This is a genomic window from Candidatus Cardinium hertigii, assembly GCF_003788695.1.
In genome coordinates this window covers 14,548-41,424 of the sequence record NZ_RARA01000020.1, presented here as the reverse complement: position 1 = coordinate 41,424, position 26,877 = coordinate 14,548, and the positions used below count along the sequence as shown (strand labels likewise).

18 protein-coding genes and 8 pseudogenes are annotated in these 26,877 nt (G+C 35.4%); 17 read left to right on the top strand and 9 right to left on the bottom strand.

The features are described 5' to 3' along the window. From EDM02_RS01605 to EDM02_RS05635, 9 genes and pseudogenes are all read left to right on the top strand, one after another. On the top strand, positions 1–391 hold a 391-nt coding region (locus EDM02_RS01605; RefSeq protein ID WP_184891078.1), incomplete at its 5' end, for a hypothetical protein. A gap of 136 nt (positions 392–527) precedes the next feature. Beyond that, a complete protein-coding gene (locus EDM02_RS01600; protein WP_123662554.1) occupies positions 528–872 on the top strand; it encodes a hypothetical protein in 345 nt (114 codons plus the stop codon). A 13-nt stretch (positions 873–885) separates the two neighbouring features. After that, positions 886–2,115, top strand: a complete 1,230-nt coding sequence (locus EDM02_RS05565; RefSeq protein WP_148053554.1) for an RING finger protein — start codon at positions 886–888, stop codon at positions 2,113–2,115. A 302-nt stretch (positions 2,116–2,417) separates the two neighbouring features. Further along, positions 2,418–2,939, top strand: a pseudogene (locus tag EDM02_RS01585) (transposase); the annotation flags it as partial. 110 nt (positions 2,940–3,049) lie between these two features. After that, a pseudogene (locus EDM02_RS01580) lies at positions 3,050–4,074 on the top strand (IS5 family transposase). A 139-nt stretch (positions 4,075–4,213) separates the two neighbouring features. Continuing rightward, the gene (locus tag EDM02_RS05935) at positions 4,214–4,339 is read left to right on the top strand and encodes a hypothetical protein (RefSeq protein ID WP_260214974.1); all 126 of its coding nucleotides are present in this window, start codon (positions 4,214–4,216) and stop codon (positions 4,337–4,339) included. Positions 4,340–4,705: 366 nt separating this feature from the next. Further along, complete coding sequence (locus EDM02_RS01575) at positions 4,706–6,103, top strand: hypothetical protein (RefSeq protein ID WP_123662535.1); 1,398 nt, start codon at positions 4,706–4,708, stop codon at positions 6,101–6,103. 169 nt (positions 6,104–6,272) lie between these two features. Then, a complete protein-coding gene (locus EDM02_RS01570; protein WP_148053553.1) occupies positions 6,273–7,466 on the top strand; it encodes a hypothetical protein in 1,194 nt (397 codons plus the stop codon). 154 nt (positions 7,467–7,620) lie between these two features. Next, positions 7,621–7,791, top strand: a complete 171-nt coding sequence (locus EDM02_RS05635) for a hypothetical protein (protein WP_221179587.1) — start codon at positions 7,621–7,623, stop codon at positions 7,789–7,791. 130 nt (positions 7,792–7,921) lie between these two features. Here the strand turns inward: EDM02_RS05635 and EDM02_RS01565 are convergent. After that, a pseudogene (locus EDM02_RS01565) lies at positions 7,922–8,269 on the bottom strand (IS4-like element ISWosp8 family transposase); the annotation flags it as partial. Between the two features lie 215 nt (positions 8,270–8,484). On the opposite strand from EDM02_RS01565, the gene EDM02_RS01560 reads away from it, so the two are divergent. The 3 genes from EDM02_RS01560 (at position 8,485) to EDM02_RS01550 (ending at position 12,486) form a co-directional block, all read left to right on the top strand. Then, a complete protein-coding gene (locus EDM02_RS01560; protein WP_184891063.1) occupies positions 8,485–9,966 on the top strand; it encodes an ankyrin repeat domain-containing protein in 1,482 nt (493 codons plus the stop codon). A 438-nt stretch (positions 9,967–10,404) separates the two neighbouring features. Continuing rightward, the gene (locus tag EDM02_RS06100; protein ID WP_123662547.1) at positions 10,405–11,175 is read left to right on the top strand and encodes an SET domain-containing protein-lysine N-methyltransferase; all 771 of its coding nucleotides are present in this window, start codon (positions 10,405–10,407) and stop codon (positions 11,173–11,175) included. Between the two features lie 33 nt (positions 11,176–11,208). Further along, complete coding sequence (locus tag EDM02_RS01550) at positions 11,209–12,486, top strand: MBL fold metallo-hydrolase (RefSeq protein WP_123662529.1); 1,278 nt, start codon at positions 11,209–11,211, stop codon at positions 12,484–12,486. A gap of 188 nt (positions 12,487–12,674) precedes the next feature. On the opposite strand, the pseudogene EDM02_RS01545 reads toward EDM02_RS01550, so the two are convergent. The 7 genes and pseudogenes from EDM02_RS01545 to EDM02_RS01515 all read right to left on the bottom strand — a co-directional run. Further along, positions 12,675–13,325, bottom strand: a pseudogene (locus EDM02_RS01545) (transposase); the annotation flags it as partial. Beyond that, positions 13,321–14,076: pseudogene (locus tag EDM02_RS01540) on the bottom strand (IS4 family transposase); the annotation flags it as partial. The pseudogenes EDM02_RS01540 and EDM02_RS01545, both read right to left, overlap by 5 nt. A 182-nt stretch (positions 14,077–14,258) precedes the next feature. After that, positions 14,259–16,460 carry an IS1634 family transposase gene (locus EDM02_RS01535; protein ID WP_123662543.1) on the bottom strand — a complete coding sequence of 734 codons (2,202 nt, stop codon included), beginning with the start codon at positions 16,458–16,460 and terminating at the stop codon, positions 14,259–14,261. Positions 16,461–16,706: 246 nt separating this feature from the next. After that, positions 16,707–17,615, bottom strand: a pseudogene (locus EDM02_RS01530) (IS4 family transposase); the annotation flags it as partial. Then, positions 17,575–17,910 (bottom strand): annotated as a pseudogene (locus tag EDM02_RS05930) (IS4-like element ISWosp8 family transposase); the annotation flags it as partial. The pseudogenes EDM02_RS01530 and EDM02_RS05930, both read right to left, overlap by 41 nt. 238 nt (positions 17,911–18,148) lie before the next feature. Then, positions 18,149–20,566, bottom strand: coding sequence for a replication restart helicase PriA (priA, locus tag EDM02_RS01520; protein WP_123662520.1), 2,418 nt, complete (start codon positions 20,564–20,566; stop codon positions 18,149–18,151). Positions 20,567–20,584: 18 nt separating this feature from the next. Next, the gene (locus EDM02_RS01515; protein ID WP_123662537.1) at positions 20,585–21,331 is read right to left on the bottom strand and encodes a 3'-5' exonuclease; all 747 of its coding nucleotides are present in this window, start codon (positions 21,329–21,331) and stop codon (positions 20,585–20,587) included. A 253-nt stretch (positions 21,332–21,584) separates the two neighbouring features. Here EDM02_RS01515 and EDM02_RS06120 point away from each other — a divergent pair, with 253 nt between their 5' ends. From EDM02_RS06120 to EDM02_RS05630, 5 genes are all read left to right on the top strand, one after another. Continuing rightward, positions 21,585–22,403: a transposase gene (locus EDM02_RS06120; protein WP_420886341.1), complete on the top strand. Its 819-nt coding sequence runs from the start codon at positions 21,585–21,587 to the stop codon at positions 22,401–22,403. A gap of 139 nt (positions 22,404–22,542) precedes the next feature. Further along, positions 22,543–22,668, top strand: coding sequence for a hypothetical protein (locus EDM02_RS05925; protein ID WP_260214974.1), 126 nt, complete (start codon positions 22,543–22,545; stop codon positions 22,666–22,668). Between the two features lie 366 nt (positions 22,669–23,034). After that, positions 23,035–24,432, top strand: coding sequence for a hypothetical protein (locus tag EDM02_RS01500; protein WP_123662535.1), 1,398 nt, complete (start codon positions 23,035–23,037; stop codon positions 24,430–24,432). 169 nt (positions 24,433–24,601) lie between these two features. Continuing rightward, positions 24,602–25,795 (top strand): hypothetical protein, encoded by a 1,194-nt coding sequence (locus EDM02_RS01495; protein ID WP_148053553.1) that lies wholly within the window; start codon positions 24,602–24,604, stop codon positions 25,793–25,795. Positions 25,796–25,949: 154 nt separating this feature from the next. Then, positions 25,950–26,120: a hypothetical protein gene (locus EDM02_RS05630; RefSeq protein ID WP_221179587.1), complete on the top strand. Its 171-nt coding sequence runs from the start codon at positions 25,950–25,952 to the stop codon at positions 26,118–26,120. A gap of 130 nt (positions 26,121–26,250) precedes the next feature. Here the strand turns inward: EDM02_RS05630 and EDM02_RS01490 are convergent. Further along, positions 26,251–26,727 (bottom strand): annotated as a pseudogene (locus EDM02_RS01490) (IS4-like element ISWosp8 family transposase); the annotation flags it as partial. Positions 26,728–26,877 lie beyond the last annotated feature (150 nt).

The window sequence follows — 26,877 nt, the reverse complement described above, 5'->3', positions numbered from 1 at the left end:
AGAACAACTGAGGATAGCCTTAGAGATAAGTGGGCAAGAAGCAGCAAAAGTAGCAGCAAGAGCAGAAAAAGCAAAAGCAGCAGCAAGAGCAGCAGGAGGAGCAGCAGCAAGAGCAGCAAAAAGAGCAGCAGCAGCAATAAGAGCAGAAGCAGAAGCAGGACCAGGACCAGGAACAGCAGCAGCAATAAGAGCAGAAGTGGACGCAGAAAGAAAAAACGACTGTGCGTGTGCGATATGCCATGAGGTAGTAAAAAATAATGAAGAGAATACAAATCGCTTTTTTAAATGTGAGATGCCGCATCCTGATAAATTTCATAGAATGTGTCTGGAATCGTGGATTAATACTTCTAACAATAGAACCTGCCCTACATGTAGAGCAGGTTTGAAGTAAAGAGAGCATAAGATAAACATGGCGGCGCAGAAGCTGAATGTGCTAGGGCAGGGCACACTTTATGCCCGGGTCTTTCTAAAAGATTGTGTAAAATGATTTTCGTTGTTCTATAATATCAAAATTAACTACTATGATTATGCAATCAAAAAAGAAAGATCCAATTAACCCAAAACTCCAAGCAGCGATAGATTTATTGTTAGAAGGAGGAGCAGACTTATCGACTATCTTTTGCCAAGAAGGTCTATTAAAAGTTTTAACGAAAAATATAGTAGAACGGCCCCTTGTGGCAGAATTAGACGATCATTTAGGCTATAGTAAATATAGTAGGAATGAGTTTGATAATTCTAGAAAAGGAACAAAAAATTTGCTAATGTATTTTTTTGTTTTATATTTGTACTTCACTTCCTTAAAGGAAGTAAATGAGTATAAGTTAAAAATTAAAAATAGTGCGCTTACATTAGTGAGCTTTATTAAAATTTAAAATAAAAAGTACAATGCAGATTCGAAATAAACCGTACGCAAAGCAAATAGTTATCCCTATTACATTGTTTGGTTTCATCGTTTTGAGTGGTGAATCTGCTTGTGGTTTTAATAGATTTAAAAAAACAAATAAACCTTCTAATAAAATAAGTCAAATTATTCCTGAGGATATTTCATCAGAAAAAGAAGATATAGGTAGCAGTAAAACCAAAGTGCTAGCAGTAAAAAATCAATTGATGGTTGGTGAATTTAATGGCACAGCAAGAGGAGGAGGTGGTGGCGGAGGCGGTGGCGGAGCAGGAGGAGGAATAGCAGGAGGAGGAGGAGCGGGCGGAGCAGGAGGAGGAATAGCAGGAGGAGCAGGCGGAGCAGGAGGAGGAATAGCAGGAGGAACAGGAGGAGCAGGCGGAGCAGGAGGAGCAGGCGGAGCAGGAACAGGAGCAGTAGAAGAGTGGGACGACATAGCAATAGAAGACGCATTAGAAGACGCAGAGGAGGCGCAATGGCGGAGGCTGCAGGAAGCGGCAATAATGGTGGGGTCTGCGCTGAAGTACCTAGACTATAGTAGGCATGGGGCGATAGATAATGGGCTGGAAGAACTAGTAGAGGCGGCTACGTATGAGTTTTTTGACCTGAGAGATGCGGCAAACAGGGTGAAGTGTAAGCTGCGTCGTGGGGGAGATATGAATGAGCAGGCAAGTATTCTGGCAGGGAATGCGCTACTAGAGCTAGCATCTGCGCGTGCAGAAGAAAGAGAGCATAAGATAAACATGGCGGCGCAGAAGCTGAATGTGGTAGGCACAGCAAACACAGCAGGAACAGAAGCAAGAGGATCAGCAGGAGAAGATAAAAAGCCAGAAAATTGTTGCCTCTGTCAGAATGACATTGAGAATGACTTTCTAGAACAGAAGGACTTTCCACTTTCGTGTCCGCATCATGTAAAATTTCACGCAACATGTTTTCAAGATCTCAGAGATCGTGAGGTTGAAAGTTGTCCTATTTGTCGAATAGGTGGCAATAGTGAAAATGAGCGAAATAGAATGAATAGATTAGGAGCGGAAACAGTAGACCAGTGGACTGAAGATGATATGAGAGGATTTCGAGCACAATTCAATCCGCTGTCCTTAGGGGAATTACGTAAAGAATTAGAAAATGAATTGGCACTGGGAGAATTGTATTATGAGCCTTTAAAGCTTTTTGTTCTCTATCAGATAATAGATGAAAAGCAAGCGGAAATGCCATGATAAAGATTATAGTTATCAATAAATAAATAATAAATCGAACCAATTGCATTAGGTAGAGGAAGAGTAATACGCCATTTTGATGTATCCGTTCAGTCAATGGCGTCAACTTAAGGTTTAACTATTATTGATAACCAAGTAGAATAGGATATTTTTTTGCATTTTCTACATTGCTTCTTATTTAGCGAATAAATTCTTTTTTTATTATTTCATAAAAAAGTGTATGATACATTTTTTTATGCAAGAGTTTTTAGGGGAAAATTTTATTTCGGAAATTAAAGATAAATTGTAATGCATGTCAATCAGATTTTATTTTTCGTGTACAAGGAAAAAATTATACTAAGCTATGGGAGCGGGTTGCATCGGGCGAATCAGATTTTGATCTAGTTCTAGAAAATAAGGATAAAACTATCAGCCAGAAAGTAAGAGTCGTAGCGTTTATGTTATCCAATGGCAAAAGAGAAGTTTTGGTTACTTCACTTTTTGACAGAGCACAATTTACCCTGGAAAGCATTAGTAAAGTTTATGCTTTGAGGTGGCATATAGAAGAGTGTTATAAACGATTAAAGATAAGTGCAGAACTAGAGAATTTTTCTGGTATATATTTAGAAGCTGTATTACAGGAATTTTGGGCTCATTTAGTAATGTGTAATTTATTGGCACTGCATATGTGTGATGCTCAAGGTCCCTGGAAACCAGAGCAAATAAATGAGTATCGTTTGAATTTTTCAGTTTTGTTTGGTGTGATGCGTCAAAAAATGCATCAAGTGCTGATTGGGAAGTGCTCAACTAAAAGCTTTCAGAAACTCTTTGAGGCCGTTGCAATAGACAATTAAATTTAATCATAAATAATCCACTTTCCCCTCATTGAAAAAATGGTTAACTTAACATGAGTTTTCGGTGTTTATTTTTTTAGAATTATTACTAATGTATAGTTATGGCAATCCAAACAAGTGGTCAATTAAGTTTAGCAGATATTTCAGCAAGTAAACGTAAATGTAAACATACCTTTTTTGATCAAATCACTAAAATAATTGATTGGTCAACAATTGAAAAAGAACTTCGCATTTATTATGCTAAAGGCCTACGCTTATCTGGCAAACCTGCCTATAGTCCCCTACTTTTATTTAAAATGCTTTTACTTCAGACATGGTATGGACTGAGTGACTATCAAGTAGAAGAAGAAGTAAACGACCGTATAACTTTTAGCCTATTTTGTGGTATTTCAATGGACAGTTCGGTTCCGGACCATAGTGTATTAAGCAGATTTAGGACTATGCTTACAAAGAAGAAGGCACTAGAGAGGTTATTAAAAACATTAATAATCAACTATCTAATCATGGTGTATTAGTGCAACATGGTGCAATTATCGATGCCTCTATTACACCTACTCCTAGATGTCCTAAAGGGAAAAAAAGCTATGATCTACATGCAGATGGCAGTATAACCGTATCTGAAAGTTATCAAAAAGGAGTAGATCCAGAAGCAAGTTGGTCTAAAAAAGGTCCTAAGCTATATTATGGCTATAAACGGCATATACTTGTAGAAAGTAAAGAAGGATTAGTGCTAGCCGTCAGTACTACAAAGGCATCTAGTCATGATAGTGGTCATTTAGAGGGCTTATTAGATAAAGTAAACTTACCACCAGGTAGTAGGGTATATGCAGATAAGGGCTATAGCGGCTCACCTAATGAAATATTATTAAAGAAAAAAAAGTTAAAATCAGCTATTCAGAAGAAGGCTACTAAGAATAATCCCTTATCAGTTACCGCTAAGCGGTTTAATAAATTAATAGCTAAGACTCGTTATAAGGTAGAACGTGTATTTGGTAGTATAAAAAATTGGTTCCGCAGTTCGGGAGCCCGCTATATAGGTATTGATAAAATGCATACACAACATCTTATGGAAGCAATAGCTTATAACTTATATAGGTCCCCAAATATCATTTTAAGAGGTTGCTAGGGAAATGGTCTATCCAAAATGAACTAAAAGCATCTAAAAATCAATAAATAATGATATTCTTACTGCCATAACTTCAAAAATGGCAAAAAATAACAAAAAATAATACTGGAAAAATAGAAAAAATTATACTGTCGGTCTGTTGCAACGGCCTCTCTTTGATAGAGTGTGCATACGAGCTAAAGTGAAAATCCGACCCGGGCGATTATATAGTCGTGACAAGGTGGATAAACCTAAACGGCATCATGTCTTTAGGAGGGTGTGCTAATCATGAATTCCCTTAAGTTGACGCCATTGAGTGAACGGATACGCATAGGCCATATCACTGAACGGATACACATAAACTTGCAAAGTTCTTTTTAATAGGTTATATTTGGGAATGAAATGTAAGGTTAGGTACTTTAGGTACTACATACTTGATCTTATCTTTTGTGCTTTTAAGTAAAGTACAATAGGCGATAAGCCCTTGTACATCCTAGTTTATAACTGGTTATGAGTAAATTAATGGAAGAGGGGTAAATTTATTTTTATCAGGTTTACAGGAATAAACTAAAGTACATCAATTAAAAATTAAAAGTAGTATTTATAGTAGAATAGCAGAAAAATGAATAACATATTTTAAATTTAATAAGTCATGAACAATAATTCTAGTAGTTTAAACAAAACATTAATAAGCCTTTTATTTTATCTCTCTACTGTAGTTTCAATAAGTTGTAGTAAAGCAGGCAATAAACTAGGAATGATGGGAGCGAATGAAGCTAGCACAAGTAATTGTAACGCTTCAACAACGTTGTCCAATGGATCCTATAATGATAATGCTTTAGAAGAAAGGGATTATAAGAAAAGAATTGAGTTATGCCTAAAAATTATAGATAATATTAGGATACGAATAGAACAGCTAATAGAAGATGCTACTAAGGAGAAAAAAAATACTGACCAGAATACTGACCAGAATACTGACCAGAATACTGACCAGAATACTGACCAGAATACTGACCAGAATAAAAAACAGCTTTTGAATACTTTGAATACATGGAATAGATGGGTATCTCATCTAAAAAAATTTAATAATGCAGTTTCCAATCTTAATATTATGTTGAATCAAATAAGATTTAGGTTATCTCAGTTAAATGACCTAGATAAAGATTATCTTAATAATATTAATAATAATATTAATAATAATATTAAAGCAGTAGAAGATTTTCAGATTCAATCTGAAAGCCGTAGTAAAGTAAAAGATGTTAAAAATAAGATAAATGGGCATATATTAAACGTTAATGAGTGCAAGGAATCCGTATTGAGTAACGCTAAGTTAATTTTGAAACTGTTAACAGAAAAAGCTCCTCTCACAGAGGCATATTCGTCAAATATATCCAATACAGCTACAGCTATTCCACATGTTAAAAGCCCACCCTCTGGTGTATCTTTATTTTCCAGTCATTCAACTAATCATGCTGGACCAAACGAAGTAAACCAATTCGGAAGCTGTCTATTGCAAAATATGGATCCAGACAACCCAAATGCTATAGCAGAGGTTCTTAGTTTGGTATCAGAAAGTAAAATGCAAAAATCACTAGGCCATATTCAACAGGGAGCTGCTCACTTTCAACAGGGAGCTGCTCACTTTATGAAATCGGAGGCTTTAAAAACAAAAGCAATGTCTGTGGCACTTCAAGCAGGTACGCCTACAAAACAAAAAAAAATATTAAATGATCCAGTAGCGCGTTTGTTTGTGACAAATACGTTGGGAAATGCGTTTGTACCAGCACAACTTCCTGCGAAGGACCATTCAATGTTGCAGAATGGACCAGTTTTACCTCTTCAAGTAGCAAGGCCCTTTGGATATAATCAAAGTTCACAAAATCAGCCTGAACTAATGCGTCATTTAACAAAGCCGTTGGAGACTTCAACTCCCATAGCAAGTAGGAATGGTTCAACTTCTAATGGATCAGCACCACAGTGGGTAGTTGTAAATGGACAGAGGGTTCCAAACTTTTTACCCACCTCATTTTTTCCAAGAGAACACGCATAAAGAATAGCAACAAATAAAAATTTCCTAACTAGAAATTTTTGAAAGGAGAAGGTTATATAGCTTTTAGCCTCCACAGAGGCTAAACAGCTTTTTTTATGCTTAATTATAAAGAATATCTGTTTACAAGTAAAAGAACATATATGTACAAGTATTTTAAACGTAATGTAACATGAAATATCATATACAAAATAAATTGATAATTCCTTGCTTGTACCTTTCTACTTTAACATTAGCTGGATGTAATAATGTCAAGTTAAATATGAATAGTGGTACCCCGATCGTAAATACGCTTTCTAACAGTGCTACCGTTGTACAAGTGCCTTCTAGAGAAACTGTAACTTCTGATATGATGGATAACATTACCACTACCTTAGCTAGCATCCATACGTTAAAGGAGCAATGGAAAGTAGAGCAAAATAAACACTTACAGTTGACAAACACACTAAAGATTGATCCCAAAAGTAACCAGTGTATCAGTCGATTTGCAGCAGAATTGGAGCTTATCGATAAAATAGTGTTACTTCAGAAAGGATTATATCAAATAATTAGCAAAAAATGTTCCTTAAGTAAAGAACAATTAGCTCTGTTAGAGAAACAACAGGAAGAAGTACATTACCTTGTTAAGCTTCAGTCCGATCGTATGAGAAAGCGAAAAAGCGAGCAGAGTAATAAAAAGGAAAAAAATAAATACAATAAGTTATATACAGATTTTCAACCATTTGTAAATCAACTTAGCGTAATCATAAGCACACAATTACGTCCTTTGTTGAGGGCTATGAATAAGGCATTAAGCCAGCAACCTGTACTAAATTTGAACGACCAATTAGCTCAGCAGCAAGAAGCATATGCCGTATTAAAGCAGTTGGCACAACAAGTTGCTAAGGGGAGCCAATACCATAATAAGAAAAGTAGTGCTCAGACATTGCCTACTGTTTCCCTTCCGTCAACATCATCTTGTCCAGTAGTTGATTCCATTTCAATTCCTTTATCTTCGGCGTTACCTGTAGATCGTGCTACAAATAGTTCACTTACGCCAGATTCAGCTCAAGTGGAGTTAGTGTCCATACAATCTGCTATGGATGCAACCACTGCATTACCTTCGGTTTCTTATTCAAATTCAAATACTTTTCAGGGTAGCCAAGATTTATTCCCTATATTAATGGAAATGCGACCGGAAAAAAGAGATGAAGTTACGCTAATAGCACAAGCTGCATGGTACCATAAAGCTATGTATCATCACGATATGGATCGAGCATTATACTATCGAGCTACTACTAACATACAACAAAATATATCCACACCTATTATTCAAGAAATAGATGAAGAAATGGATAATGAGCATAATCAAGACAGAAACATTTGATACAGTTTTTATATGTATCCGTTCAGTCAATGGCGTCAACTTAAGGTTTAAGTATTATTGATAACCAAGTAGAATAGGATATTTTTTTTACATTTTCTACATTGCTTCTTATTTAGCGAATAAATTCTTTTTTTATTATTTCATAAAAAAGTGTATGATACATTTTTTTATGCAAGAGTTTTTAGGGGAAAATTTTATTTCGGAAATTAAAGATAAATTGTATTCAGCAATATTTCAGACTATCCATTCCAAAGGCGGCCATATGTTCACGCGCAGAAGGAAACTTACTTGTATCCGTTCAGTGGAGTGGCCTAAGCCTCTATAATCTGGGAAAGATTATGGAAAGGATTTAGCTTTTGTTGCTTCCAGGATAGATAGAGAGAAATTATCCTTTCCAAAAATCTATTTCCCCGGTATCCGTTCAGTCAATGGCGTCAACTTAAGGGAATTCATGATTAGCACACCCTCCTAAAGACATGATGCCGTTTAGGCTTATCCACCTTGTCACGACTATATAATCGCCCGGGTCGGATTTTCACTTTAGCTCGTATGCACACTCTATCAAAGAGTTTCTGAAAGCTTTTAGTTGAGCACTTCCCAATCAGCACTTGATGCATTTTTTGACACATCACACCAAACAAAACTGAAAAATTCAAACGATACTCATTTATTTTCTCTGGTTTCCAGGGAACTTGAGCATCACACATATGCAGTGCCAATAAATTACACATTACTAAATGAGCCCAAAATTCCTGTAATACAGCTTCTAAATATATACCAGAAAAATTCTCTAGTTCNTGCCCTTAGCTACATTACTATGATAATTCTAGGAATTTCCTTAACTTGCAACGCAAATGATTATACATACCTGAAAAGACAAGAAAGATAATCTTTACAACACAGTATCCATAGGGGTATCACTACTTGAAATGGGAGTTTTACAGCAGTTGAACAAGTTGCACATCATAGCGCAAGGAAAAGCGTATTAAAATTAAGAGAAATGCTACAGAAAAAAGAAATGTTACAGAAAAAAATAATATGGTTTATACCGTACGGGTTATTAACCTTAACCGGTTGTAACAAAGTTATGCATCATGCAGCTCAGCCTAACGAAAATAAAGTGCATGCCAAGAAGATTAGCATGACCAATACAGTAATAAATGAACGAAATACCGAACGAAATACCCTATATGGTATAGTTTTTAATGGTGGTGGTTTAGTTGATATCAAACGATCATTAAATAGTGGTGCTAGCGTGTATGAATCAGATACAGATGGCTGGAATGCTCTGCACCATGCGGTTGCTAAGGATCATTTAGAAATCGTAGCGGAATTATTAGATTGGGGTGCTGATGTAAATGCATTAACGAATAATAATAAAACGCCTTTACACCTAGCTACTGAGAATGGACGTCAGAAAATCGTACAAATATTGCTCCTTAGCAAGAACATTCAGGTAGACATTACAGACGCTAATGCTCAATACCACAATGGTATGACAGCCTTATGCTATGCTGTTTATTATGGTCATCTTGATATAGTTAAACTATTGATTGACAGAGGAGCTGATATACATTGCGTGATACCAATAAGAATAGAGGGAAGAGATAGCACTATATCTTTATTAGGATGGGCTGCTACTCGTAGGCAATGGGATATAGCTAAACTATTGATTGAAGTGATTGAAAAAGGAGCTACTGATATAAATTGCATGATGCCAGTAACAATAAATGGAAGAGATAGCATTATATCTTTATTAGGATGGGCTGCTTATAATCAGCAGTGGGATCTAGTTAAACTATTGATTGAAAGAGGGGCTACTGATATAAATTGCATGATACCAATAACAATAGAGGGAAGAGATAGCACTATATCTTTATTAGGAATGGCTGTTACTCGTGAGCAATGGGATATAGCTAAACTATTGATTGAAAAAGGAGCTACTGATATAAATTGCATGATGCCAATAACAATAAAGGGAAGAGATAGCATTATATCTTTATTAGGATGGGCTGCTTATAATCGGCAGTGGGATATAGTTAAACTATTGATTGAAAGAGGGGCTAATATAAATTGCTTGATGCCAACAAAAATAGATGAGAGATATACAGATATGCCTTTATTAGGATGGGCTGCTACTCGTGGGCAATGGGATATAGCTAAACTATTGATTGAAAGAGGAGCTGATATAAATTTCGTAATACCAATAGATGGCAGAGATAGCATTATATCTTTATTAGAATTGTCTGCTTATAATCAGCAGTGGGATCTAGCTAAACTATTGATTGAAAAAGGAGCTGATATAAATTTCTCGATAACAGTGGAAATAGGTGGAAGAGATAGAACTATACCTTTATTAGGAGTGGTTACTTGTCGTAAGCAGTGGGATATAGCTAACCTATTGATTGAAAGAGGAGCTGATATAAATTGCTTGATGCCAATAATAAGAGATGGAAAAGATATAGATATACCTTTATTAGAATTTATGTATGAATCTTAAGCAGTGAGAAAACGACTTATTTTAAAGCTACTTTTTTTGCTTGATCAAAAATAGGTATCCGTTCAGTGGAATGGCCTATGCCTATTTTTTCACGTTCGTATTTAGAAATAGCGCAATAATGTAAGTTTATAAAAAATGCGCCTTGGAAAAACTGTGGAAAGAAAAGAAAGGAAGAAAATCAAAAGAAAATCAAAAGAAAATCATTTTGTCTGAGCTCCGTAGGAGCGAGATTTGATTTTCGGTTTTTTTCCTTTCTTTTCAGCAGTTTTTTCACCAGCGCTTGATTTTTTTTGGCTGCTTTTTTTGATCAACCGACATTCCGCATAAAATTTTTAAAATATATATTTTCCCATTTTTAGTTTTTTTAGCGACAAATTCGTATTAGTTAGCCTTATTATTTTCGTAAAAACGGGCTATAAAGCGACAATTTTCCTTTTCTTGTTAAGCTTTTTACNTAAAGATTATTACTCCAAGCGTAAAACGCGTAAAACTCGTAAAACTTATAGAGATGATTTAGTTGAAATACAAGAAGTAGGCTATTTAGATGACCGTAAGGCATTGCATGGCCAGGATAAGCTAGTAGCAAAGCGTACTATTGAACCCGATACGATATTGGGTATCTATGTAGGCAAATATTTGTTAAAAAAAACTAAAAAAACTAATGGTGATGATGAGGTTGACAAAGATGTAGAAGATGATGAAATTGAGAAAGATCTAGAAGACGAATGCAATTGGTTAAAAAGTAAGGATGTAAATCCAGATGTAAATCCAGATGTAAATCCAGATGTAAATCCAGATGTAAATCCAGATGTAAATCCAGATGTAAATCCAGAAGATATAGATACGTATATCAGTTATATTAATAAGTACGCATTTAGTGTGTACTTAGATAGTAATAGTAAACTGGGCCCAATTGATATGACTGTAAGTGGTTATGGCCGAGGGAATCCTTTAATAAAAATTAATAGCTGTTGTACTTATGAAGTTCCTACATCAACTTGTAAAGAAAATAAATCAAGCAATGCTTGCTGGCAAGATCCACGATGGGAACATATTGCAAATGTGGTCGCTTCGCAAATGCGTTATTGGAAGATCCGGAAAGGAATCCCTTTTATATTGCTGCGTACAAATAAAAGAATTGAAGCTGGGGAAGAATTATTATTAGATTATGGCTCAGATTATTGGAATAATAAGGAAAAATATGCATAAATAGTAGGATACCGTTAGATTATATTTATATACATGCAAGCTACTGACATCTTTCTACTTTTGCTGGTAGCTGTTGTTATGCTATTTGGCATCGGTATAATGGGGTTTGGATTTAAAATCAAAACATACAGTGCACAAAAGCCGTTAAAAAAAGCAGAAACTGCTACACAGGTTGCCAGTCAAGAAGTAGTTTGCATGGCTTTTCCCCAGCCAATAGCCAGCCATCAAGCGGATATCCTAACAGATGGGATTAAGCAGAATCCCACAACCCATAATAAGTTGAAATTTGAGCAACCACGCTTTAATGGGCATACGTTTGCCAATCCTGTTTCATTTACTACCTGGGTTAATCCACCTTCTATGCGGAATTTTAGTACGCTACTATGGACCATATCACGGTGGTTTGACAGTGCTAACATACCTCCGCAAGTAGAGCTTGACCGCACCTTGCCGGTACAATGCCCAATATTTGATCTACAATCAGAACTTTCTACTACTTGGCTTGGACATGCTACACTTTTTGTACATATGGATGGTATTTCATTTATTACCGATCCCGTTTGGTCTGCATGTGCGGCACCTTTTGGGTATTTTTTCTGTCCTCGCTACCGACCTTCCCCTTGTAGTATTGATCAATTGCCAGAACTGCATTTTTCTGTTATTTCACACAATCATTATGATCACTTAGATCTACAGGCTGTTCGCTTACTTACTAAACGTTTCCCTAAAATGCGGTGGTTTGTACCCAAAGGCTTAAAATATTGTATGAATGCCAATACTCCCCAAGGCACTTGGATAGAAGAGCTGTCATGGGGCCAATCTGTTTCCTTCTCTTGCCATGGTAAATCTTTTGAAATTTGGTGTACCCCTGCTCAGCACTGGAGTCAACGGGGTATTTGTGACCGCAATTATGTTTTATGGTCAAGTTGGGCAGTGATGGGCCCTAAACATAAATTCTATTTTACAGGAGATTCAGGCTTTTGCACAGCAATGTTTCAGAATATAGGTGATCAATTGGGCCCATTTGACTTGGCTGCTATTCCCATTGGCTGTTATGCACCTAATTGGCACCCGCAACATATGGATCCAGTTGCAGCCGTTCAGGCCCATCAATGCATAGGTGCTACAAAAAGCATCGCCATTCATTGGGGCACCTATGCCATGGGTTCAACAGAGCCCTACCTTGAACCAAAAATAAAATTGGAAGCAGCTTGTCAAGCCGCAGGTCTCTCTGATCAAGATTTTGTTGTGTTGCATCATGGGCAAACTTGGTCCATAGATCCATTCACAATGAAAGATTGCATGCTATAATAAACACCTTTCATATTTTGGCCGTTGCAATAGAAAATAAAAATTTTATAAAAAAAAGAAATCTATACTCAAGTGTTAGTTAAAATCCTTAAAAAGGACATAAACCATACATTTTTAGTGCTGTACACTTATAAAAAACTCTAAACGTATCCGTTCACTCAATGGCGTCAACTTAAGGGAATTCATGATTAGCCTACCCTCCTAAAGACATGATGCCGTTTAGGCTTATCCACCTTGTCACGACTATATAATCGCCCGGGTCGGATTTTCACTTTAGCTCGTATGCACACTCTATCAAAGAGTTTCTGAAAGCTTTTAGTTGAGCACTTCCCAATCAGCACTTGATGCATTTTCTGACGCATCACCCCAAACAAAACTGAAAAATTCAAACGATACTCATTTATTTGCTCTGGTTTCCAGGGACCTTGAGCATCACACATATGCAGTGCCAATAAATTACACATTACTAAATGAGCCCAAAATTCCTGTAATACAGCTTCTAAATATATACCAGAAAAATTCTCTAGTTCTGCACTTATCTTTAATCGTTTATAACACGCTTCTATATGCCACCTCAAAGCATAAACTTTACTAATGCTTTCCAGGGTAAATTGTGCTCTGTCAAAAAGTGAAGTAACCAAAACTTCTCTTTTGCCATTGGATAACATAAACGCTACGACTCTTACTTTCTGGCTGATAGTTTTATCCTTATTTTCTAGAACTAGATCAAAATCTGATTCGCCCGATACAACCCGCTCCCATAGCTTAGTATAATTTTTTCCTTGTACACGAAAAATAAAATCTGCTTGACATGCATAATGTTGTTTGATAANCTTTAGCTCGTATGCACACTCTATCAAAGAGTTTCTGAAAGCTTTTAGTTGAGCACTTCCCAATCAGCACTTGATGCATTTTCTGACGCATCACCCCAAACAAAACTGAAAAATTCAAACGATACTCATTTATTTGCTCTGGTTTCCAGGGACCTTGAGCATCACACATATGCAGTGCCAATAAATTACACATTACTAAATGAGCCCAAAATTCCTGTAATACAGCTTCTAAATATATACCAGAAAAATTCTCTAGTTCTGCACTTATCTTTAATCGTTTATAACACGCTTCTATATGCCACCTTAAAGCATAAACTTTACTAATGCTTTCCAGGGTAAATTGTGCTCTGTCAAAAAGTGAAGTAACCAAAACTTCTCTTTTGCCATTGGATAACATAAACGCTACGACTCTTACTTTCTGGCTGATAGTTTTATCCTTATTTTCTAGAACTAGATCAAAATCTGATTCGCCCGATGCAACCCGCTCCCATAGCTTAGTATAATTTTTTTCTTGTACACGAAAAATAAAATCTGCTTGACATTCATAATGTTGTTTGATAAACTTTACTGAAGTATAACCACGATCATAGATACATAATAATTTATCTTGTTTTAATGCACGCATTTGCTGAACCATTTCAGGGAGTTGTTCTTCTGCTAATGTGCGTTCTCCTATATTCCAAGGTACAAGCCGAGCATTACAAATCAGAGATGTAGATAAATCAACAAATAGTGAAACCCTGGCTAAAGCCGACATTCCGCATAAAATTTTTAAAATATATATTTTCCCATTTTTAGTTTTTTTAGCGACAAATTCGTATTAGTTAGCCTTATTATTTTCGTAAAAACGGGCTATAAAGCGACAATTTTCCTTTTCTTGTTAAGCTTTTTACTCCATATAATCAAAATATAACCTCATTAGATAGACCTTGGGCCCTGTTAGATATTTTCATATTCAATATCATATATTCTACAAGCCATAGGTCCAAAATACTGCACAATCTTTTTTAGTATATCATTCATATTGAGAACTATTTCATGATACTGTTCACCTATCTTTATTTTAAGTAGATGTACGCCATGAAAGAGTTTATAGATCCACTTCATGGTAGGTTTCTTAGTAGCATAGCCACTTTGAGATAAGATAGTAGTATTGGTTGCTTCCAATTGCTTACGTAAATCATATTGCGCAAAGCTATAGACCATTAAACAAAGCGTCATCACTACCATTAAAGCACTAATCCGTCCAGGCTTTTTAAGAAAAATAGAATCTACTTCAAAACTGTTATCTTTAATAAACTTAAATCCTGATTCAGTACCAGATTGTTCTTTATAAGAAGATAATATTTCGCTATCTTTAAGAGCAATTTCATCTAATTGATTGGTTGCTAGAACAAAACGCCCTTTACTTAATGTAGCATGTTCAATCTTTTCTTCATCTCGTAGTAAAACTGTATGGGCTTTGTATTCAATTTTGTCTGGTTTATCATCTTTTTTAGGACGTCCTTTTCTTAGATAAGTTGGTATAGTGGCAGCAGTATAGCTAATCTTATGATAGTGTAATTTTTTATTTATTTGCAAGATTTCCTTATCAAGATCTTGCAGACAGCCAAATAACTGATTACCCAAATGCCATAATAGTTTATTGANAAGTAGATGTACGCCATGAAAGAGTTTATAGATCCACTTCATGGTAGGTTTCTTAGTAGCATAGCCACTTTGAGATAAGATAGTAGTATTGGTTGCTTCCAATTGCTTACGTAAATCATATTGCGCAAAGCTATAGACCATTAAACAAAGCGTCATCACTACCATTAAAGCACTAANTTTATAAGAAGATAATATTTCGCTATCTTTAAGAGCAATTTCATCTAATTGATTGGTTGCTAGAACAAAACGCCCTTTACTTAATGTAGCATGTTCAATCTTTTCTTCATCTCGTAGTAAAACTGTATGGGCTTTGTATTCAATTTTGTCTGGTTTATCATCTTTTTTAGGACGTCCTTTTCTTAGATAAGTTGGTATAGTGGCAGCAGTATAGCTAATCTTATGATAGTGTAATTTTTTATTTATTTGCAAGATTTCCTTATCAAGATCTTGCAGACAGCCAAATAACTGATTACCCAAATGCCATAATAGTTTATTGATTTCACTAGCTTCCTTTTCTATCTTTTTTTCTAAAGTAACTACTTCCTTATCATAAGCTTCTTTGGAATAAATCAATGCCCATCTTTGCGCAATTCCTTTATATATCTGATTAACAACTACATATTTATATCCCTTGTCTAGCTCTGTCCAATCAATAGTTTGCTTGGTTAATAAAGTTTTAGCTGCTTTTATATTATCTGGTACTCTAGATAACCAGAGCAAATTTTGTCCATATTTTACACAATTGGCATACATGGCAGAATCGCCTACATATAAAAAGGAAGGGGTGCTTTCTAAAGCTTTGCAAAAATTTTGCATACGGGTAGCAGCAGCTTCTAAAGTTGTCTTATCTGAAGCGTTACCTGCATGTGCTTCCATCCATATAGGAAAGTGAGCAGCTCCAGAAGTAGCTAATAATAAAGTCATTTGCTTTAAATCAAAGCGCTTATTTTTAGCATAGCCATGAGCTGGACGGGCTATCTTAGGTAACGTTAATCGGTTAGTTTCTGCTACAGCAGTACTATTTTTTAATTCATCTACCTCATCTGTTTCAGCACATGCGTCGTAATCACCGTAGAGTGTTAACGTAGTTGTATCCAAATGAGCAGATTTACCTAAAAGATTATGTTGTAAAGCAATAGTTAAAGCTATTTCTGAAAAAAATTTGGTTTCTCCATAGTCATGTATAGCATCTAAACAGCGTCCTAAAGCATCATCATTAAAATCATCTGCTTTAACTTGATTTCCAAATAGTTTACTAATAGGCTTATTCTCAATAAATTTAGGAAATAAGTATAAACGATGATCTATAAAACCCAAACCATTGAGTATCATAGCAATAACTCGTTGGCTATGCGTAGTCTTGGAGCCTTTTGTAAGGGGAAGACGCTTATCTATGGCATGAGCTATTCCTAGTTGATCTATCGTAGCTGCTACTAGACCTAGATGGTCTAATACTTTACTGCCTAATATATTCGATGTATGTATTTGCATATATATAACTACAGATGAACAGTTTAAACGCAATATGTAATATAATTACTTTTTTTGTGGAAAAATACTACTACTAAACAAAATAAATAATAGTTTTTATTGCTTTTTTGTGCGGAATGTCGGATCAAGCAAAAAAAGTAGCTTTAAAATAAGTCATTTTTAACAAAAATAAGCACGTAGACCCGTTACGTATAATACATTCGTTTAACCCTTTGGCTAATTTGGGTAAGTAACTCATAAGAAANGCCACCTCAAAGCATAAACTTTACTAATGCTTTCCAGGGTAAATTGTGCTCTGTCAAAAAGTGAAGTAACCAAAACTTCTCTTTTGCCATTGGATAACATAAACGCTACGACTCTTACTTTCTGGCTGATAGTTTTATCCTTATTTTCTAGAACTAGATCAAAATCTGATTCGCCCGATGCAACCCGCTCCCATAGCTTAGTATAATTTTTTCCTTGTACACGAAAAATAAAATCTGATTGACATGCATAATGTTGTTTGATAAACTTTACTGAAGTATAACCACGATCATAGATACATAATAATTTATCTTGTTTTAATGCACGCATTTGCTGAACCATTTCAGGGAGTTGTTCTTCTGCTAATGTGCGTTCTCCTATATTCCAAAGTACAAGCCGAGCATTACAAATCAGAGATGTAGATAAATCAACAAATAGTGAAACCCTGGCTAAAGGGAGCACAATTCCGTTTGTGCCATTTGGTTTAAAAAGACCAAACTCCGATATGATTTCGGGTGAAGCAGGTAAACGAAGGGAAGAACCATCTGCTGCAATAAGTCTGTACCCCTTCCATGTGCCATAGGTAGGATCATTTTGGTAAGCTATGCGGATGCTGTCTTCCAATAATTCTTTAAATCCAGTATGAGAAAGTTTATACCTTGCTTTGGAAAAAGCTTGCTTGGATGGAGGAATTTTGTACGTTAACGGTTCCATACGTTCACACTCTATGCCTAAACTTCGCTTAACTAGCTTTAAAATAGTGGAAAATACTATTGGAAAAGTAAGTTCCCTTCTGCGCGTGAACATATGGCCGCCTTTGGAATGGATAGTCTGAAATATTGCTGAATACAATTCATTTTTAATTTCCNGATATGATTTCGGGTGAAACAGGTAAACGAAGGGAAGAACCATCTGCTGCAATAAGTCTGTACCCCTTCCATGTGCCATAGGTAGGATCATTTTGGTAAGCTATCCGGATGCTGTCTTCCAATAATTCTTTAAATCCAGTATGAGAAAGTTTATACCTTGCTTTGGAAAAAGCTTGCTTGGATGGAGGAATTTTGTACGTTAACGGTTCCATAAGTTCACACTCTATGCCTAAACTTCGCTTAACTAGCTTTAAAATAGTGGAAAATACTATTGAAAAAGTAAGTTTCCTTCTGGGTGTGAACATATGGCCGCCTTTGGAATGGATAGTCTGAAATATGGCTCAATACAATTTATCTTTAATTTCCGAAATAAAATTTTCCCCTAAAAACTCTTGCATAAAAAAATGTATCATACACTTTTTTATGAAATAATAAAAAAAGAATTTACTCGCTAAATAAGAAGCCATGTAGCAAATGTAAAAAAAAATATCCTATTCTACTTGGTTATCAATAATAGTTAAACCTTAAGTTGACGCCATTGAGTGAACGGATACATATAGGGTCTACATCAAATTGTTATATAGGGTCTACATCAAATAAAATTTGAATTTTCTTGTAAAGACTTTTACCTAATACCTCTTTACAAACTGCCCTTAACTGCTCTTTTCTTATTTGCAAGGTATGGAGGTTGCTGCTTGGTATTTTTAAAAATATATCTAATAAAAAGTAATGCCTAATTTTCCCAATCAATGGTTCTTGTGGACCTATGACCATTCCTTTAAAATTTTTTTCTAATGTTTTTTTAAGTTCAATGGCTCCTGATTTTAATGTAGTTTCTGTTATACAGCTTAAGGTTAGTTTAATAAGTTTAACATAGGGAGGATATGAAAATTTTCTTCTTTCTTCCAATTCAGATTTGTACATAGCTTGATAGTCATTATTAGATATATGCTGAAATAAGGGATAATGAGGCTGTGCCGTTTGAATAAATACGCTTCCTTGGTGATTGCGTCTGCCTGCCCTGCCTGCCAATTGCGTAATGAGTTGAAAGCATTTCTCGTTTGATCTAAAATCGGGAAAGTAAAGTAATCCATCTATATCTAATACGCCTACCAGATGGATATTAGCAAAATCTAGTCCTTTTGCAATCATCTGGGTACCAACTAAAATATCTATTGATCCAAAGTTGACCTCGTTTAAAATAGATCGATAAGCATCTTTTTTTTGTGTGCTATCGAAATCCATTCGGCCAATTTTTTGTTCTGGAAAAATAAATTTTAGTGTTTCTTCTAATTTTTCTGTACCAAAACCTATATTATGCAGCTGGGTAGATCCACAACTATTACATGCTCTAAAAGGAAGCGCTACATAGCCACAATAATGGCAAAGCAGATGATTTGCCTTTTGGTGATAGGTTAGCCTCACAGCACAAGAGCGGCAACAGGGTACCCATCCACAAGATTCACATAAAAGATATCGAGCATATCCTCTTCTGTTTTGAAAAATCATGGCTTGACCACCTTCTTTAATATTTTTTTGGAGGGCAGATAGTAGGGTAAAAGAGAAATTTTCCCGCATGGCCTTTCGTTTTTTCTCTATTTTGAGATCAATAAAAAATAATTTTGGACTGCTATTTTCTCCAAATCTTTTCATTAAGGTTACGAGTCCATATTTTCCAGATTGGGCATTATAATAGCTTTCTATAGAAGGCGTACCGGAACCTAGTAAAACTTTTGCTTGATATTGTTTAGCCAATAAGATACTGCTATCTCGTGCATGATAGGCGGGTCTAACATCTGTCTGTTTATAAGCATTATCGTGTTCTTCGTCTATAATAATGAGTTGCAGCTGCTTAAAAGGGAGGAAGAGGGCGGAACGTGTGCCTACTACAACCAACGTGGGTTGATTAAGCACAGAAGTCCATGTTTTTAAACGATCTGTAGGAGATTGCTTAGAGTGGTAAACCACCAACCATTCCTTCCAGAAAGGTTTTATACGTTCTACCATATGGGTCAATAAACTTATTTCTGGTATTAAGAGCAATACTTGTTTTTGTTCCAGTAATGCCATATGTATCAGATGCATATACAATTCTGTTTTGCCACTTCCTATGGCTCCATGCAGTAGGACTACCGCTTTTTCTGTAAATTGTGTTTGAATTTCAATAAGTGCTTTTTGTTGTACTGCTGTTAAAATGGCTAAAGGATGTCTAGGGGTAGTAAAAAAAGACAAAGGTGTATACTCAATTAAAATCCCTTTCTTTAATAGCGAGTATAAAGCCAATTTGGAGTACCCTAAGGCTATAAGCTCTTTTTTAGAAGCATATACCTTTGCTGTAGCAGTAACTTCAGTTGGTACAAAATAGGATACAAGCGTTTGTTGTTTTAATGATCGGGAACAAAGCTTGGCTATTTGATCTGGATGGATGGTAGGAGAGAGGGTAAGGTACGTTATGCTATGATCAATTTGATGTATGTTTATGGCTGGCATTGCTTTTACCAGCCCTTTTTTTAGGAGTTCCATCAATATTTTATTGGCTTCCTTTTGACCTACTACATGCATAATGGATCGATACGATAGAGGCCTAGCTTGTAGAGAAGTGAGGATAAATTGTTCAGTTTCTGTTTCTGCGTTTGTATCACTAGAAGGGCTTATTTGAAAAACTATATTATTAGGCGAGTCTAATGCCTTAGGTAATCCAACTGACAAGGCCTCACCAAGATGGGATAAGTAATAATTAGCTATCCACGTTAGAAAGGTTAATTGTTGAGGGGGATATAGTGGCTCTTGGTAAATTACGGCTAGTAGATCTTTTGTAGGGTAAGCAGGGACTTCACTATGCAATTTAATCACAATAGCAAGGAAGAGTTTTCCTGTGCGTAATGGTACTAAAACACCACTGCCTACATCTATCCTATTTTGATATAGATAGGGGACACAATAGGTTAATGTTTTAAGGGGAAGTGGTAAGAGGACATCTGCAAATTTTTTCAAAGGCAATATAAAATTTTATTAGGTCATTACACCTATTTTAATTTGTGTCAGTTTACGTTTGGTATCTAGAGGAAAGTCTCCTTGGAGGATCCAATTATAATACGTAGGCTCTAGCTTTAGCACTTCTGCTACTGCTTTNNTACCTGCAAAATCGATCATATTGGTAGTCGTTAAGTTGTGTAATGTTTTTATATCATCTTTTACTACGCCTAATACATTGCCTAAAGGATCCACTACAGATTGATTTTTATATTTTTTTATTTGTTCTATCAATATTTCTAAAGTAGCTTCTGTATCTATCATGGCACTATGGGCATTTGTTAGGTCCTTCTGACAATAAAATAGATAGGCTGCTTTTAAAGTTCTTTTTTCCATCAAATGGAAAAGTTTTTGCACATCTACAATTTTGCGATGTTCTACCTTAAAATCTAATTCTGCCCGCAGAAAGCTTTCCACCAGTACGGGCACATCAAAACGAAGTAGATTAAAACCAGCTAAGTCTGCTCCTTTTAAAAATGTAATCAGTTCCTTTGCTATTTGTTTAAAGGTCGGCTTATTTTTTACATCTTCAGTCTTAATTCCATGAATTAAGCTAGCCTCTATAGGAATATCTCTTTCTGGATTAATTCTTTTGTTAAGCGTTAAACGATCACCATTGGGCATAAGTTTGATAATCGCGATTTCTACTATACGATCATTCACCACATCCGTACCGGTAGTCTCTAAATCTAAAAAAGCAAGTGGATTGGTTAATTTTAAATTCATGGTATACTATATGTTTTTCAATTTTGTACCTGTTAGCTGTATTTTTTTTCTATACCAACAAAATGTTCAGTAACTATCTACAACTAACTTCTTTTTGTATTTTCGATTATTTAACTGCATTTGATGCATCAAACACACGATCTTACGCTTTCCCACACTTTTTATAAGGTCAGATGGTGGGTGCATGTAAGCATTATGCCTTCAAATATTCAAATATATTAAAATAAATTACGTTTTCAGCTTTTTATTCATTATGCTACCTACTACTATAGACCACACGCTTTTTCGTAAAGTATTATGCGCTTGGTACAAAGTACATCAACGTTATTTACCTTGGCGTACTACTAAAGATCCCTATAAAATATGGTTATCAGAAATTATACTACAGCAGACAAGAGTTGTGCAGGGATTGCCCTATTATGAACGTTTCATAGCGCACTATCCTTCTATTGTAGCATTAGCTAATGCTACAGAACAAGAAATTCTACGTTTATGGCAAGGTTTGGGCTACTATAGTAGAGCACGTAATTTACACCATTGTGCGCAAACCATTGTGGAAAAATACAAAGGCGTTTTTCCTGCCAGTTATCGAGATTTACTTGCCCTTAAAGGGATTGGACCCTATACAGCTGCAGTAATAGCTGCGGTTTCTTTTAAAGAAGTAGTGGCTGCAGTAGATGGAAATGTCTACCGGGTATTAGCCCGTTTGTTTGGCTTAACTTTAGAGGGCTTATTAGATAAAGTAAACTTACCACCAGGTAGTAGGGTATATGCAGATAAGGGCTATAGCGGCTCACCTAATGAAATATTATTAAAGAAAAAAAAGTTAAAATCAGCTATTCAGAAGAAGGCTACTAAGAATAATCCCTTATCAGTTACCGCTAAGCGGTTTAATAAATTAATAGCTAAGACTCGTTATAAGGTAGAACGTGTATTTGGTAGTATAAAAAATTGGTTCCGCAGTTCGGGAGCCCGCTATATAGGTATTGATAAAATGCATACACAACATCTTATGGAAGCAATAGCTTATAACTTATATAGGTCCCCAAATATCATTTTAAGAGGTTGCTAGGGAAATGGTCTATCCAAAATGAACTAAAAGCATCTAAAAATCAATAAATAATGATATTCTTACTGCCATAACGTCAAAAATGGCAAAAAATAACAAAAAATAATACTGGAAAAATAGAAAAAATTACACTGTCGGTCTGTTGCAACGGCCTCTCTTTGATAGAGTGTGCATACGAGCTAAAGTGAAAATCCGACCCGGGCGATTATATAGTCGTGACAAGGTGGATAAACCTAAACGGCATCATGTCTTTAGGAGGGTGTGCTAATCATGAATTCCCTTAAGTTGACGCCATTGAGTGAACGGATACGCATAGGCCATATCACTGAACGGATACACATAAACTTGCAAAGTTCTTTTTAATAGGTTATATTTGGGAATGAAATGTAAGGTTAGGTACTTTAGGTACTACATACTTGATCTTATCTTTTGTGCTTTTAAGTAAAGTACAATAGGCGATAAGCCCTTGTACATCCTAGTTTATAACTGGTTATGAGTAAATTAATGGAAGAGGGGTAAATTTATTTTTATCAGGTTTACAGGAATAAACTAAAGTACATCAATTAAAAATTAAAAGTAGTATTTATAGTAGAATAGCAGAAAAATGAATAACATATTTTAAATTTAATAAGTCATGAACAATAATTCTAGTAGTTTAAACAAAACATTAATAAGCCTTTTATTTTATCTCTCTACTGTAGTTTCAATAAGTTGTAGTAAAGCAGGCAATAAACTAGGAATGATGGGAGCGAATGAAGCTAGCACAAGTAATTGTAACGCTTCAACAACGTTGTCCAATGGATCCTATAATGATAATGCTTTAGAAGAAAGGGATTATAAGAAAAGAATTGAGTTATGCCTAAAAATTATAGATAATATTAGGATACGAATAGAACAGCTAATAGAAGATGCTACTAAGGAGAAAAAAAATACTGACCAGAATACTGACCAGAATACTGACCAGAATACTGACCAGAATACTGACCAGAATACTGACCAGAATAAAAAACAGCTTTTGAATACTTTGAATACATGGAATAGATGGGTATCTCATCTAAAAAAATTTAATAATGCAGTTTCCAATCTTAATATTATGTTGAATCAAATAAGATTTAGGTTATCTCAGTTAAATGACCTAGATAAAGATTATCTTAATAATATTAATAATAATATTAATAATAATATTAAAGCAGTAGAAGATTTTCAGATTCAATCTGAAAGCCGTAGTAAAGTAAAAGATGTTAAAAATAAGATAAATGGGCATATATTAAACGTTAATGAGTGCAAGGAATCCGTATTGAGTAACGCTAAGTTAATTTTGAAACTGTTAACAGAAAAAGCTCCTCTCACAGAGGCATATTCGTCAAATATATCCAATACAGCTACAGCTATTCCACATGTTAAAAGCCCACCCTCTGGTGTATCTTTATTTTCCAGTCATTCAACTAATCATGCTGGACCAAACGAAGTAAACCAATTCGGAAGCTGTCTATTGCAAAATATGGATCCAGACAACCCAAATGCTATAGCAGAGGTTCTTAGTTTGGTATCAGAAAGTAAAATGCAAAAATCACTAGGCCATATTCAACAGGGAGCTGCTCACTTTCAACAGGGAGCTGCTCACTTTATGAAATCGGAGGCTTTAAAAACAAAAGCAATGTCTGTGGCACTTCAAGCAGGTACGCCTACAAAACAAAAAAAAATATTAAATGATCCAGTAGCGCGTTTGTTTGTGACAAATACGTTGGGAAATGCGTTTGTACCAGCACAACTTCCTGCGAAGGACCATTCAATGTTGCAGAATGGACCAGTTTTACCTCTTCAAGTAGCAAGGCCCTTTGGATATAATCAAAGTTCACAAAATCAGCCTGAACTAATGCGTCATTTAACAAAGCCGTTGGAGACTTCAACTCCCATAGCAAGTAGGAATGGTTCAACTTCTAATGGATCAGCACCACAGTGGGTAGTTGTAAATGGACAGAGGGTTCCAAACTTTTTACCCACCTCATTTTTTCCAAGAGAACACGCATAAAGAATAGCAACAAATAAAAATTTCCTAACTAGAAATTTTTGAAAGGAGAAGGTTATATAGCTTTTAGCCTCCACAGAGGCTAAACAGCTTTTTTTATGCTTAATTATAAAGAATATCTGTTTACAAGTAAAAGAACATATATGTACAAGTATTTTAAACGTAATGTAACATGAAATATCATATACAAAATAAATTGATAATTCCTTGCTTGTACCTTTCTACTTTAACATTAGCTGGATGTAATAATGTCAAGTTAAATATGAATAGTGGTACCCCGATCGTAAATACGCTTTCTAACAGTGCTACCGTTGTACAAGTGCCTTCTAGAGAAACTGTAACTTCTGATATGATGGATAACATTACCACTACCTTAGCTAGCATCCATACGTTAAAGGAGCAATGGAAAGTAGAGCAAAATAAACACTTACAGTTGACAAACACACTAAAGATTGATCCCAAAAGTAACCAGTGTATCAGTCGATTTGCAGCAGAATTGGAGCTTATCGATAAAATAGTGTTACTTCAGAAAGGATTATATCAAATAATTAGCAAAAAATGTTCCTTAAGTAAAGAACAATTAGCTCTGTTAGAGAAACAACAGGAAGAAGTACATTACCTTGTTAAGCTTCAGTCCGATCGTATGAGAAAGCGAAAAAGCGAGCAGAGTAATAAAAAGGAAAAAAATAAATACAATAAGTTATATACAGATTTTCAACCATTTGTAAATCAACTTAGCGTAATCATAAGCACACAATTACGTCCTTTGTTGAGGGCTATGAATAAGGCATTAAGCCAGCAACCTGTACTAAATTTGAACGACCAATTAGCTCAGCAGCAAGAAGCATATGCCGTATTAAAGCAGTTGGCACAACAAGTTGCTAAGGGGAGCCAATACCATAATAAGAAAAGTAGTGCTCAGACATTGCCTACTGTTTCCCTTCCGTCAACATCATCTTGTCCAGTAGTTGATTCCATTTCAATTCCTTTATCTTCGGCGTTACCTGTAGATCGTGCTACAAATAGTTCACTTACGCCAGATTCAGCTCAAGTGGAGTTAGTGTCCATACAATCTGCTATGGATGCAACCACTGCATTACCTTCGGTTTCTTATTCAAATTCAAATACTTTTCAGGGTAGCCAAGATTTATTCCCTATATTAATGGAAATGCGACCGGAAAAAAGAGATGAAGTTACGCTAATAGCACAAGCTGCATGGTACCATAAAGCTATGTATCATCACGATATGGATCGAGCATTATACTATCGAGCTACTACTAACATACAACAAAATATATCCACACCTATTATTCAAGAAATAGATGAAGAAATGGATAATGAGCATAATCAAGACAGAAACATTTGATACAGTTTTTATATGTATCCGTTCAGTCAATGGCGTCAACTTAAGGTTTAAGTATTATTGATAACCAAGTAGAATAGGATATTTTTTTTACATTTTCTACATTGCTTCTTATTTAGCGAATAAATTCTTTTTTTATTATTTCATAAAAAAGTGTATGATACATTTTTTTATGCAAGAGTTTTTAGGGGAAAATTTTATTTCGGAAATTAAAGATAAATTGTATTCAGCAATATTTCAGACTATCCATTCCAAAGGCGGCCATATGTTCACGCGCAGAAGGAAACTTACTTGTATCCGTTCAGTGGAGTGGCCTAAGCCTCTATAATCTGGGAAAGATTATGGAAAGGATTTAGCTTTTGTTGCTTCCAGGATAGATAGAGAGAAATTATCCTTTCCAAAAATCTATTTCCCCGGTATCCGTTCAGTCAATGGCGTCAACTTAAGGGAATTCATGATTAGCACACCCTCCTAAAGACATGATGCCGTTTAGGCTTATCCACCTTGTCACGACTATATAATCGCCCGGGTCGGATTTTCACTTTAGCTCGTATGCACACTCTATCAAAGAGTTTCTGAAAGCTTTTAGTTGAGCACTTCCCAATCAGCACTTGATGCATTTTTTGACACATCACACCAAACAAAACTGAAAAATTCAAACGATACTCATTTATTTTCTCTGGTTTCCAGGGAACTTGAGCATCACACATATGCAGTGCCAATAAATTACACATTACTAAATGAGCCCAAAATTCCTGTAATACAGCTTCTAAATATATACCAGAAAAATTCTCTAGTTCTGCACTTATTTTTAATCGTTTATAACACTCTTCTATATGCCACCTCAAAGCATAAACTTTACTAATGCTTTCCAGGGTAAATTGTGCTCTGTCAAAAAGTGAAGTAACCAAAACTTCTCTTTTGCCATTGGATAACATAAACGCTACGACTCTTANTGCCCTTAGCTACATTACTATGATAATTCTAGGAATTTCCTTAACTTGCAACGCAAATGATTATACATACCTGAAAAGACAAGAAAGATAATCTTTACAACACAGTATCCATAGGGGTATCACTACTTG

What these genes read in the sequence shown, in the direction of transcription:
- EDM02_RS01575 (WP_123662535.1), top strand. Translation starts at nt 4,706, where the DNA reads ATGAACAATAATTCTAGTAGTTTAAACAAAACATTAATAAGCCTTTTA.
- EDM02_RS01570 (WP_148053553.1), top strand. Translation starts at nt 6,273, where the DNA reads ATGAAATATCATATACAAAATAAATTGATAATTCCTTGCTTGTACCTT.
- EDM02_RS01500 (WP_123662535.1), top strand. Translation starts at nt 23,035, where the DNA reads ATGAACAATAATTCTAGTAGTTTAAACAAAACATTAATAAGCCTTTTA.
- EDM02_RS06120 (WP_420886341.1), top strand. Translation starts at nt 21,585, where the DNA reads ATGCTACCTACTACTATAGACCACACGCTTTTTCGTAAAGTATTATGC.
- EDM02_RS01560 (WP_184891063.1), top strand. Translation starts at nt 8,485, where the DNA reads ATGTTACAGAAAAAAATAATATGGTTTATACCGTACGGGTTATTAACC.
- EDM02_RS01495 (WP_148053553.1), top strand. Translation starts at nt 24,602, where the DNA reads ATGAAATATCATATACAAAATAAATTGATAATTCCTTGCTTGTACCTT.
- EDM02_RS05630 (WP_221179587.1), top strand. Translation starts at nt 25,950, where the DNA reads ATGATACATTTTTTTATGCAAGAGTTTTTAGGGGAAAATTTTATTTCG.
- EDM02_RS05565 (WP_148053554.1), top strand. Translation starts at nt 886, where the DNA reads ATGCAGATTCGAAATAAACCGTACGCAAAGCAAATAGTTATCCCTATT.
- EDM02_RS05635 (WP_221179587.1), top strand. Translation starts at nt 7,621, where the DNA reads ATGATACATTTTTTTATGCAAGAGTTTTTAGGGGAAAATTTTATTTCG.
- EDM02_RS01550 (WP_123662529.1), top strand. Translation starts at nt 11,209, where the DNA reads ATGCAAGCTACTGACATCTTTCTACTTTTGCTGGTAGCTGTTGTTATG.
- EDM02_RS01600 (WP_123662554.1), top strand. Translation starts at nt 528, where the DNA reads ATGCAATCAAAAAAGAAAGATCCAATTAACCCAAAACTCCAAGCAGCG.